At 73.3% G+C, this 11103-nt stretch carries 7 protein-coding genes and 1 pseudogene; 4 read left to right on the plus strand and 4 right to left on the minus strand.

Features of this window, described 5'->3' with window-relative positions; genetic code table 11:
- Positions 1–87: 87 nt before the first annotated feature.
- A complete protein-coding gene (locus MWU57_RS17645) occupies positions 88–1083 on the minus strand; it encodes a mechanosensitive ion channel family protein (protein ID WP_246911002.1) in 996 nt (331 codons plus the stop codon).
- Positions 1084–1193: 110 nt separating this feature from the next.
- Between MWU57_RS17645 and malQ the strand changes: the two genes are divergently transcribed.
- Positions 1194–3362 carry a 4-alpha-glucanotransferase gene (malQ, locus tag MWU57_RS17650; protein WP_246911009.1) on the plus strand — a complete coding sequence of 723 codons (2169 nt, stop codon included), beginning with the start codon at positions 1194–1196 and terminating at the stop codon, positions 3360–3362.
- Positions 3363–3437: 75 nt separating this feature from the next.
- Here malQ and pepN read toward each other — a convergent pair whose 3' ends face one another.
- Entirely contained in the window at positions 3438–6017 is a 2580-nt protein-coding gene (gene pepN, locus MWU57_RS17655; RefSeq protein WP_246911003.1) for an aminopeptidase N, read from the minus strand.
- Between the two features lie 260 nt (positions 6018–6277).
- Here pepN and MWU57_RS17660 point away from each other — a divergent pair, with 260 nt between their 5' ends.
- Positions 6278–7312, plus strand: a complete 1035-nt coding sequence (locus tag MWU57_RS17660) for a hypothetical protein (protein ID WP_246911004.1) — start codon at positions 6278–6280, stop codon at positions 7310–7312.
- Positions 7313–7333: 21 nt separating this feature from the next.
- Here MWU57_RS17660 and MWU57_RS17665 read toward each other — a convergent pair whose 3' ends face one another.
- A complete protein-coding gene (locus tag MWU57_RS17665) occupies positions 7334–9346 on the minus strand; it encodes a M13 family metallopeptidase (RefSeq protein WP_246911005.1) in 2013 nt (670 codons plus the stop codon).
- A 92-nt stretch (positions 9347–9438) separates the two neighbouring features.
- Here MWU57_RS17665 and MWU57_RS17670 point away from each other — a divergent pair, with 92 nt between their 5' ends.
- Together MWU57_RS17670 and MWU57_RS17675 are read left to right on the plus strand one after the other, a co-directional pair.
- Positions 9439–9897 (plus strand): ribose-5-phosphate isomerase, encoded by a 459-nt coding sequence (locus MWU57_RS17670; protein ID WP_246911007.1) that lies wholly within the window; start codon positions 9439–9441, stop codon positions 9895–9897.
- A gap of 1 nt (position 9898) precedes the next feature.
- Positions 9899–10894, plus strand: coding sequence for an Fpg/Nei family DNA glycosylase (locus tag MWU57_RS17675; protein ID WP_246911008.1), 996 nt, complete (start codon positions 9899–9901; stop codon positions 10892–10894).
- Here MWU57_RS17675 and MWU57_RS17680 read toward each other — a convergent pair.
- Positions 10891–11103, minus strand: a pseudogene (locus MWU57_RS17680) (ABC transporter ATP-binding protein); the annotation flags it as partial. The gene MWU57_RS17675 and the pseudogene MWU57_RS17680 sit on opposite strands and share 4 nt — an antisense overlap.

Genomic DNA, 11103 nt, shown 5'->3' on the forward strand with positions numbered 1-11103 from the left:
CGCCGTGTCGGCGCCCAGCCGACCGGCGTGTCGTGCACCCACAGCGGGAGGTGAGGTGGGCGGGGCGACCGAGCTCAGCCCTCGAGCTCAGCCCTCGCCGGACTCGACCGCGTCCGTGCGCAGCACCTTGACGCCGCGAAGCTGAGCCTGCGCGGCGCGCAGCATCGCCCGCGAGACGTCCCACTGCATGCCCGGCTTGACCTGCGCGTGCAGGGTGAAGGACATCGAGAAGTCGGTCACGGCGTCCACGCCGCGGACCGACGGCGGCTCGAGGAACTCGTCGGCCCACTCCGGGTCGGCCGCGACGGCGTCGGCCGCTCGCCCGAGGGCGGCCCGCACCACGTCCACGTCCGCGTCCACCGGGACCCGGACCTCCGCCAGCGCGCGCGACCACCCCTGCGTGCGGTTGCCGGCGCGCAGGATCTCGCCGTTGCGCACCCACCACAGCGTGCCGTCGATCGAGCGCACCTGCGTGGTGCGCAGCTGCACCTCCTCGATGACGCCCTCGGCGCCGGAGCCGAGGTCGACCACGTCGCCGACGCCGTACTGGTCCTCGATGAGGATGAAGATGCCGGAGATGAAGTCCTTGACCAGGGACTGCGCGCCGAAGCCCAGTGCGATGCCGGCCACACCCGCGGAGGCGAGCAGCGGCCCGACGGGATACCCGATCTCGGTCAGGACCATGAGCAGGATCAGGACGCCGACGACGATGTTGGCCGTCGAGTTCAGCACCGAACCCACGGTCCGGGCGCGCTGGGCACGCCGCGCCGAGGCCAGCGGGTTCGCCATGACCAGCGCGTCGCCGACGATCGGCGAACGGCGGAACCAGTCCTTCCAGCCCTTCTCCTGGGCGCGAGGGACACCTGTCGCGATCCGCTCGGTCACGTGGGAGATGACGCGACGCAGCAGCACCAGGACGACGATGCCGACCACGACGATGATCAGGACGCGCAGCGGCCAGCCGGTGAACCAGGTCCAGAAGGCGTCGCCGGCCTCCTCGATCTCCTCCGGGAGGGTGGGCGACGGCGACGGGTCCGGCGTGCTGGCGGTCGGCGGTACGGCGGGGAGGTGTAGCAAGTTCACGCGTGCCACCGTAACGGCCGGTCCCCGTCGTCGGTACCGCCGTCGGGACGGTCCGTGGCGTGGGGGGTCGGTCCTGGGCGCCCGATGGTGGCAGGATCGTCCCCGTGAGCATGAAGGACATGGACCAGGCCGTGCCCGACGACGGCGCGCGCGCCGAGCTGTACGAGCTCGCCGCGGCGCACGGGGTGCTCACCGAGTACCACCGGTTCGGCGGCGAGCTGGCGCACGTGCCCGACGCGACCCTGGTCGACGTGCTCCAGGCGCTCGGCGTCGAGGCCGGCAGCCCGCAGGCCGTCTCGCAGGGACTGCGCCGGGTGCGGGACGAGGAATGGCGATCGGTCCTGCCGCCGACCGTCGTCGTGCGCCAAGGGCACGAGTCCCAGGTGCCGGTGCACGTGACCGACGGCGCGTCGGTGCACGTGTGGCTCGAGCTGGACGGGGCCGAGCCCGCGGCCCGGCGCCACGCCGTCCGTCCGCGGCGCGACCTGGCACAGACCGAGAACGACGTCCCGCCGCGCGAGGTCGACGGCCGGCGCGTGGGCCGTGCGACGTTCGCGGTGCCCGCCGACGTCCCGCTGGGCTGGCACACGCTCTACGCGCTGAGCGAGGGCAACGAGTCGTCCACCACCCTCGTGGTGACGCCGGACCGGCTCGAGCTGCCGGCGGCCGTCGCGCGGGGCCAGGTCTGGGGCGTCCTCGCACAGCTCTACTCGGTGCGCTCGCGCACGTCGTGGGGGCTGGGGGACCTGGCCGACCTGGCCGACCTCGCCTGGCTCACCGCGCACCGTGCCGGGGCGGACTTCGTGGCCGTGAACCCGCTGTCGGCGGCCGAGCCGGTCACGCCCATGACGCCGTCGCCCTACCTGCCGACGTCGCGCCGGTTCGGCAACCCGGTCTACGTCCGCGTCGAGGACATCCTGGAGACGGCGTACCTGTCGGCCGCCGACCGCTCCCTGGTGGAGTGGGCGGCCGACCCGGTCCGGGACCTCGACGGGGACGGCGGACCGCTCGACCGGGACGCCGTCTGGGACGCGAAGAAGGCTGCGCTCGAGGTGGTGCACTCCGCGCCGCGTCGCGCCGCTCGACAGGCGGCGTACGAGGAGTTCGTGGCCGCCCAGGGGGCCGGTCTGCAGGACTTCGCGACCTGGTGCGCGATCGTCGAGGAGCTGGGCGGCAGGCCCTGGCCCGCCGAGCTGGCCGATCCCGGGTCCCCGGCCGTCGCCGCCGCACGGGAGCGACTCGCCGAGCGGGTCGACTTCTTCACCTGGCTGCAGTGGGTGTTCGACGAGCAGAAGGCAGCGGCCCAGCGCACGGCCGTCGACGCCGGGATGCGGCTGGGGATCGTCCACGACCTGGCCGTCGGGGTGCACCCCGACGGCGCGGACGCCTGGGCGAACGCCGACGTGCTCGCCAGCGGCGTCGGGGTCGGTGCCCCGCCGGACATGTACAACCAGCAGGGCCAGAACTGGTCCCAGCCGCCGTGGAACCCGCGGGCGCTCGCGCGTGCCGGCTACGCGCCCTACCGCGACATGCTGCGCACCGCGCTGCGGCACGCCGGTGCCCTGCGGGTCGACCACATCCTGGGCCTGTTCCGGCTGTGGTGGGTGCCGGAGGGCCGGTCCGCCCGGGACGGCGCCTACGTGCGCTACGACCACGACGCGCTGGTCGGGATCCTCGCGCTGGAGGCGCAGCGCGCGGGCGCCGTCGTCATCGGTGAGGACCTCGGTGTGTTCGAGCCGTGGGTGCGCGAGTACCTGGCCGATCGCGGCATCCTCGGCACGTCCGTGTTCTGGTTCGAGAAGACGGGCGGCCGGCCGACGGCGCCGCAGGACTACCGCCGTCTGACCCTCGCCACCGTCGGCACGCACGACATGCCGCCGACGGCGGGGTACCTCGCCGGCGAGCACGTCGACCTGCGGGAGCGGCTCGGCCTGCTCGCCGAGGACGCGCAGGCGCTGCGCGGGCAGGCCCGGGCCGAGCGGAACGCGGCGGTCGCGGTGCTGGCCGAGCAGGGTCTCGTGGGGGACAACCCGTCGGAGCGCGAGGTCGTCGAGGCGCTGCACCGGTACCTGCGCCGGTCGTCGGCCGCGCTGGTCGGCGTCCAGCTCGTCGACGCGGTGGGGGAGCGGCGCGCGCAGAACCAGCCGGGCACCGACCGGGAGTACCCGAACTGGAAGGTGCCGCTCGGCGACTCCGCCGGGAACGTGGTGCTGGTCGAGGACCTGTTCGACAACGCGCGGCTGCGGTCGCTCTTCGCGGCGGTCGCGGCGGCGAGGTAGCCGCCTGGAGACGACGGAGGGGCCCGGACCGTGCGGTCCGGGCCCCTCGGCGCGTTCGTGGTGGGGTCGTGCCCGTCAGCCCGTGACGGCCGCGTCGACCGCCTGGGCGGCCAGCGCCCGCTCGGTGCCGGCCAGCGCCTCGATCACCATGCGACGCAGGGCCGACGGTGCGTCGGCGTGGGTCTCGAGCCAGCCGCGCACCGTGTCCCGCAGCCGCGTCGACGCGAGCGGAGCCGGGTAGAGCCCCTCGATGAGCTCCTCCGCGATGTGGTAGCTGCGGGTCTCCCAGATCGGCAGCAGCGCGTCCACGTAGCGCTGGGCGAACGACGCCAGCACCGCGGGGTCGGTGACCTGCACGAACCCGGCCGCCGTCGCGCGGATGATCGCGTTCGGTGCGTCGGCGTCCTCGACCACCGAGGCGAACGCACGCTCCTTGCCGGCGGTGGTGGGCGTCGCCGCACGGGCCCGTGCGGCGGCCTGGCGGCCCGACGCCGTGTCGTCGGAGGACAGTGCCGCGTCGATCTCGTCGTCGCCGGCGGCACCGAGCTGGACGAGCCCCTGCAGGAGCTCCCAGCGCAGGTCGGTGTCGACCGCCAGCCCGTCGAGGACGACGGAGCCGTCGAGCAGACCGCGCAGCGGGGCGACGTGCGCCTCGGTGGACGACAGCGTCGAGAAGTACTTGACGAGCTGGAGCTGCAGGTCGGACCCGGCAGCAGCCTCCTGAGCGAGCGTCCACAGGGTGTCGCCCACGCGCTCGAGGGTGGCGGCCCGGCGCTCGGGAGCCACGTACGAGCGGGCGGCCAGGCCGAGCTGGGCCAGCGTGGTGCGGACGGTGGTCGACTCCGTCTCCGCCGCGATGTTGCCCAGGACGAGGTCGACGTACGCCGACGCCGGGGTCTCGCCGTCGCGCACCGCGTCCCACACCGAGCCCCACACGAGCGAGCGGGCCAACGGGTCGCTGATGCGCGACAGGTTCTCGACGGCGAAGGTGAGCGAGGCCTCGTCGAGACGCACCTTGGCGTAGGCGAGGTCGTCGTCGTTGATCAGCACCAGGTCGGGCCGGGCGAGGCCGACCAGCTCGGGGACCGCCGTGCGGGGGCCGTCGACGTCGACCTGCAGGGACCGCGTGCGCACCACGGCCCCGGAGTCGTCGAGGTCGTAGCAGCCGATGCCGAGGCGGTGGGGCCGGATGGTGGGGTGGTCGGCGGGCGCCGTCTGCTCGATCTGGAACGACGTGATCCGGCGGTGGTCGTCCAGCTCGATGGCGGGGCGCAGCGTGTTGACGCCCGCGGTCTCGAGCCAGGTCTTCGCCCAGGCCCCGAGGTCGCGCCCGCTGGTGGCCTCGAGCTCGACGAGGAGGTCGGGCAGCTCGGTGTTGCTCCAGGCGTGCTTGCGGAAGTAGGCCGAGACGCCGCTGACGAACTCCTCGCGGCCGACCCACGCCACGAGTTGCTTGAGCACCGAGGCGCCCTTGGCGTAGGTGATGCCGTCGAAGTTGACCTGGACGTCCTCGAGGTCGTTGATCGCGGCGACGATCGGGTGCGTGGACGGGAGCTGGTCCTGGCGGTAGGCCCAGGTCTTCTCCATCGCGTTGAAGGTGGTCCAGGCGGCCTCCCACTCCGTGGCCTCGGCCGTGGCGAGCGTGGAGACGTACTCGGCGAAGGACTCGTTGAGCCACAGGTCGTTCCACCACTTCATGGTGACCAGGTCGCCGAACCACATGTGGGCGAGCTCGTGCAGCACGGTCACGACGCGCCGCTCGCGGACGGCGTCGGTGACCTGGGAGCGGAACACGTAGGACTCGGTGAAGGTGACGCAGCCCGGGTTCTCCATCGCGCCCATGTTGTACTCGGGCACGAACAGCTGGTCGTACTTGTCGAACGGGTACGGGACGCCGAACGTCTCCTCGTAGAAGGCGAAGCCCTGGCGCGTCGTCGTCATGATCGCCTCGGCGTCGAGGTGCTCGGACAACGACGAGCGGCAGAAGACGCCCAGCGGGATCGTGCGGCCGTCGGACGACGTGACCTCGCCGCGCTCCACGGCGTACGGACCGGCGACGAGCGCCGCGAGGTAGGTGGAGATGCGCGGCGTCGGCTCGAACTCCCAGCGGGCGGCCTCCACCGCGGGCTCGGTGGCGTGCTCGGCGGGCGTGGGCTCCGGCGTGGGCTGGTTCGACACGACGTGCCACGCGGCCGGGGCCGTCACGGTGAGCTGGAAGGGCGCCTTGAGGTCCGGCTGCTCGAACGTGGCGAAGACGCGCCGGGCGTCGGGCACCTCGAACTGCGTGTAGAGGTAGACCTCGCCGTCGACCGGGTCGACGAACCGGTGCAGGCCCTCCCCGGTGTTCATGTAGGCGCAGTCGGCGACGACGCGCAGCTCGTTCTCGGCGGCGAGATCCTCGAGCGCGATGCGGGAGTCGGCGAAGACCTGCGTGACGTCGAGCGACCGCCCGTTGAGCGTCACCTCGCGCAGGACCGGGGCGACCAGGTCGACGAACGTGCCCGTTCCCTCGACCGCGGAGAACCGGATGACGGTCGTGGACGTGAACGTCTCCGGACCGGTGGTCAGGTCGAGGTCGACGGCGTACGACTCGACGGTGGTGATGACCCGGGCGCGCTCGATCGCTTCGACGCGGGTCAGGTTCTCTCCGGGCACGGGTGCTCCCTGGGACGGTGACGGGTGGCGCCGACCACGAGGTCGTCGCGGTCGCGTGCGTCGATCATGCCACCTCGGACCCGGCGTGCCGAACCCTTTCCCCGCCTTTCCGCGGCGCCGCCGAGCCGTCACGTGCGCGTCGGCCCGCGACCGGCCGGAGGTGCAGGTTCGACGGACGAGACCTGGTCGTGACATCCTGCGCTGTGCGCGTCAGCGCGTCGGCCGGTCGTAGCGGCCGACCGTCCCGGGAGGGAGTCCAGATGTCCGGCAACGTGCCGCCGCCCCCGCCGCCGCCCGGCCCTGCCTCGCAGGGCTACGGCGACGACTCGTCGCGGGAACCCGTGCGCCGCCCGTCCGCTGCGGCGGCCCCGCCGTCGTTCGCTCCCGGCACCCCGCCCGACGCCCGGGCGACGGGCTCGCCGTCGCCCGCGCCGAGCCCGCACGCACCGATCCCGCCGGCTCCGGGCCGGGCTGAGGCCGCGCCCACCCAGGTGCAGCAGCCCCAGCCCGCGTCGGCCCCGCAGCAGCCGCAGTACACCGCGCCGGTGCGGCAGCCCGCCTACCAGCCGGCGGTCTACCAGCAGCCCGTGTACGAGCAGGCGCACCACCAGCAGCCGCCGCAGGGGCCTCCTCAGCAGTACGGCTACACGCCGCAGCAGTACGCCTACCAGCAGCCCACGCCGCCCCCCGGGACCGCGCAGCACCCGACGACGCCGGCCGGGAAGCGCCGGGGGAAGCGGTTGACGCCCGGCTGGATCGCGTTCATCGCGGCGGACGCGATCCTGATCGTCGTGGCGGTCGTGTTCGCGGTCAACGTGCTGGGCGGTTCCGACCTGGCGCCCGTGGACGCCGCCGCGCAGCCCAGCGCCGGCACGAGCCAGGAAGCGCAGGACGACGCCGAGGGCGACGGCGGGCAGGACGCGGCGGGCGGCGACCCGGGCGCGTCGGTCAGCACGTTCGCCTCGCCGTCGCGCAACATCTCGTGCGAGGTGTTCGAGAACCAGGTGTCGTGCGCCATCGCCGAGCTGAACCAGCAGCCCGCCCCGGTGGAGGGCTGCGACGGGACCACCGGTTACGTGGTGACCCTCGACGGCCAGGGGAAGGTCGCGCTGCCGTGCGTCGCGGGTGCCGACAAGCCCAATAAGGCCCCGAAGAAGCTGGACGAGGTGCCCTACGGCGAGTCCGTGACCGAGGGCGACTTCACGTGCTCCAGCGAGCAGGACGGCATGTACTGCCAGCACGACCCGACCGGCAAGGGCTTCTCGCTGGCACGGGCCGGCGTCGGGACCTACTGACCGGCCCCGACGCCGGACCGGTCACCAGATCCGGACCCGCTCCTCGGCCGGGAGGTACAGCGCGTCGTCCGCCGCGACGTCGTACGCCGCGTAGTACTCGTCGAGGTTCCGCACGACGCCGTTGCACCGGAACTCGTTCGGCGAGTGCGGGTCGGTGGCCAGCCGGCGCACGATCTCCTCGTCGCGGCCCTTGGCCTGCCACACCTGCGCCCAGCCGAGGAACACGCGCTGGAGGCCGGTGAGCCCGTCGATCACCGGCGCGTCGTCCAGGGACCCGCCGAGGGCGATCCGGTACGCCTTGATCGCGATGGAGAGCCCGCCGAGGTCGCCGATGTTCTCGCCGATCGTCAGTGCCCCGTTGACGTACGCGTCGTCCCCGGTGAGCTGCGCGGGCCGGAACGCGCCGTACTGGTCGACGAGCGCCTTGGTCCGTTGCTCGAACTCCGCCCGGTCGGTCGGGGTCCACCAGTCCTCGAGGCGCCCGTCGCCGTCGTACTTCGAGCCCTGGTCGTCGAACCCGTGGCCGATCTCGTGACCGATGACCGCGCCGATCCCGCCGAAGTTCACAGCGTCCTCGGCCTCCGGGTCGAAGAACGGCGGCTGCAGGATGGCCGCGGGGAAGACGATCTCGTTCATGCCCGGGTTGTAGTAGGCGTTGACGGTCTGCGGCGTCATGAACCACTCGTCGCGGTCCAGAGGTCGCCCGATCTTGCCCAGCTCGTAGTCCTGCTCGAACGCGTGCGCGCGCCGGACGTTGCCGACGAGGTCGTCGGCGACGATCTCGAGGCCGGAGTAGTCGCGCCACTTCACGGGGTAGCCCACCTTCGGGGTGAACTTCTCGAGCTTGGTCAGCGCGCGCTGCTTGGTCTCGTCGGTCATCCAGTCGAGCTCCTGGATGGACTCGCGGTAGGCCGCGACGAGGTACGAGACGAGCTCGTCCATGCGGTCCTTGTGCGTGGGCGGGAAGTGGCGGGCCACGTACTCCTGGCCGACGGCCTCGCCGAGCGCGCCCTGCACCACCGTGACGGCCCGCTTCCAGCGCTCGCGCACCTCCTGGGCGCCGGACAGCGTGCGGCCGTAGAAGTCGAAGTTCGCCTCGACGACGGCGTCGGCCAGGTAGGGCGCGCGGGCCGTGATCAGGTGGTAGGCGGCCCAGAGCTTCCAGTCGTCGAGGTCGGCCGACGCCCACAGCGCGGCGAAGCCGGTGGCGAACGAGGGCTCGCGCACCACCAGGGCGTCGAGGGAGCCTTCCGGTGCGCCGAGCGCCTCGGCCCAGCCGGCCCAGTCGTAGCCGGGGGCCGAGGCGACCAGCTCGCCGAACGTGGTCGGGTTGTACGTCTCGGTGGCGTCGCGGTCCCGCACGACGTCCCAGTGGTGGGAGGCGAGCCGCGTCTCGAGGGCGACGACCCGCTCGGCCGCGTCGTCCGCCGTCGTCCCCCAGGCGTCCTGCCCCACGCCCGCGAGCGTGAGCATCCGCGCGACGTGCGGGGTGTAGCGGGCGCGGATCGGCGCGTACTGCTCCTCCCGGTAGTACGCCTCGTCGGGCAGGCCGATGCCGCCCTGGACGAAGTACGTCACGTACGTCTCGGGGTCCTTGGCGTCGTTGTCGACGTAGAACCCGACGGCGCCGCCGCCCCCGGTGCGCTGCAGCGTGCCGAGCACGCGGGCGAGCGACGCCCGGTCGGTCGCCTCCTTGATCGCCGCGAGCTCGTCGCGCACGGGAGAGGTGCCCAGCGCCTCGATCCGCTCGGTGTCCATGAAGCTCGCGTACAGGGCGCCGACCTGTGCCTGGGAGCCGGTCGCCGCACCGCGCAGGGCCGCGTCGCCCGCGTCGGTGATGATCTCCCGGACCTGCTCCTCGGCGGCGTCGTGCAGCGCACGGAAGGCCCCGTCCATGGAGCGGTCGGCCGGGATCTCGTGCGCGTCGAGCCAGCGGCCGTTCACGTGGCGGAACAGGTCGTCCTGCGGGCGTACGCCCTCGTCGAGTGCTGATGTGTCGATGCCGGACCGCAGCCCGGTCGCGTCGGTCGTCATGGCGCCAGCGTACGCACCAGCAGCCGGCCTCCGTGGAGCAGGCCGGTGAGACGGGTCGGCAGGCGTACCCGCGCGTGGGTGAGAATGGGGTCATGCGCCTGCACATCGCCGCCGACCACGCCGGATTCGAGCTCAAGTCCCACCTCGTCGACCACCTGCGCGCCGCCGGGCACGACGTCGTCGACCACGGTGCCCACGAGTACGACGCCCAGGACGACTACCCGTCGTTCTGCTTCGCCGCCGGCGAGGCCGTCGTGTCGGAGCCCGGGTCGTTGGGCATCGTCATCGGCGGGTCCGGGAACGGCGAGCAGATCGCGGCGAACAAGGTGACCGGCGTGCGCGCGGTGCTGGCCTGGTCTCACGAGACGGCCACGCTCGGCCGGCAGCACAACGACGCGAACGTCGTCGCCGTCGGTGGGCGCATGCACTCGCTGGAGGAGGCCACCGCGCTGGTCGAGGCCTTCGTCGCCGAGCCCTTCTCGGGCGACGCCCGCCACCAGCGCCGGATCGACCAGCTCGCCGCCTACGAGGCGTCGCGAACCACCGCCTGACGTGCCCGAGGGGCACACCGTCCACCGGCTCGCCAGGCTCCTGCGCGAGCTGTTCGCCGGCAGCCCGGTGCGCGTCACCAGCCCCCAGGGCCGGTTCGCTGCCGGGGCGTCGCTGCTCGACGGCGCCACGGTCGTCGCGGCCGAGGCGTGGGGCAAGCAGCTCTTCGTCGGGTTCGCCCCCGGGCCGGCCGACGAGGCGGCCGAGCCGGAGCACTGGCTCCGGGTACACCTCGGCCTCTACGGGGCGTGGACGTTCGCCGGTGACGCGAGCACCGACGTCGTGCACGCCATCGGCGCGCCGCGGCGCCGGATCGGGGAGCGGGACTCGCTCCCGGTGCCCGAGCCGTCGGCGGGGGAGTGGACCGTGCCGGAGCCGCGCGGGGCGGTACGGGTCCGTCTGCTCGGCAGGCACGCCGTGGCGGACCTGACCGGTCCGACCGCCTGCGAGGTGCTCACGCCGGCCGAGAAGGCGGGCGTCGAGGCGCGGCTCGGTCCGGACCCGATCCGGGCCGACGGCGGCCGAGGCTCCCTGGACGCGGCGCGAGACGCCTTCGTCGAGCGCGTGCGCAGGTCGCGCGTGACCGTCGGGCAGCAGCTCATGGACCAGGCCGTGGTCGCCGGGGTCGGCAACATCTACCGTGCGGAGGTCCTGTTCCGGGCCGGCGTCGACCCGCTCGTCCCCGGACGCGAGGTGCCGGCGGAGGTCCTCGGGGCCCTGTGGGACGACCTCGTCGTCCTGATGCGCGACGGCGCGGACACCGGCCGGATCGTCACCACGCGGCCCGAGCACCGGTCCGAGCCCGCAGACGCCGGGGCGCGGGCCCCGCAGCGTCGTCCACGCCAGAACACCGACGGCGACGCCGGGGCGGTGGCGTCGGAGCAGGCGTTCTACGTCTACCACCGCGACGGGCTGCCGTGCCGCGTCTGTGGCGCCCCCGTGCTGCTCAAGGAGCTGGCCGGTCGCAACCTGTTCTGGTGCGGGGTCTGCCAGGGCTAGCCCTGGTGGCGGTGCGCACGGATGAACGTCTTGTAGGCCGCGGTGACCTCCTCGACCGGTCCGTCCATGACGAGCCGGCCCTGGTGCATCCACAGCACGCGGGTGCACATGGCTTCGATCGTGGAGATCGAGTGGCTCACGAGGAACACGGTGCCGGCCTGCTGGCGGACCTCCTCGATGCGCGCCTTGGAGCGGGACTTGAACGCGGC

The sequence above is a fragment of the Isoptericola sp. S6320L genome (assembly GCF_023015685.1).
Lineage (GTDB): Bacteria > Actinomycetota > Actinomycetes > Actinomycetales > Cellulomonadaceae > Isoptericola > Isoptericola halotolerans_A.

Bases quoted from the DNA above. Each gene is read 5' to 3' on its own strand.
- malQ (WP_246911009.1), top strand. From the start codon at position 1,194: ATGAAGGACATGGACCAGGCCGTGCCCGACGACGGCGCGCGCGCCGAG.
- MWU57_RS17660 (WP_246911004.1), top strand. From the start codon at position 6,278: ATGTCCGGCAACGTGCCGCCGCCCCCGCCGCCGCCCGGCCCTGCCTCG.
- MWU57_RS17665 (WP_246911005.1), bottom strand. From the start codon at position 9,346: ATGACGACCGACGCGACCGGGCTGCGGTCCGGCATCGACACATCAGCA.
- MWU57_RS17670 (WP_246911007.1), top strand. From the start codon at position 9,439: ATGCGCCTGCACATCGCCGCCGACCACGCCGGATTCGAGCTCAAGTCC.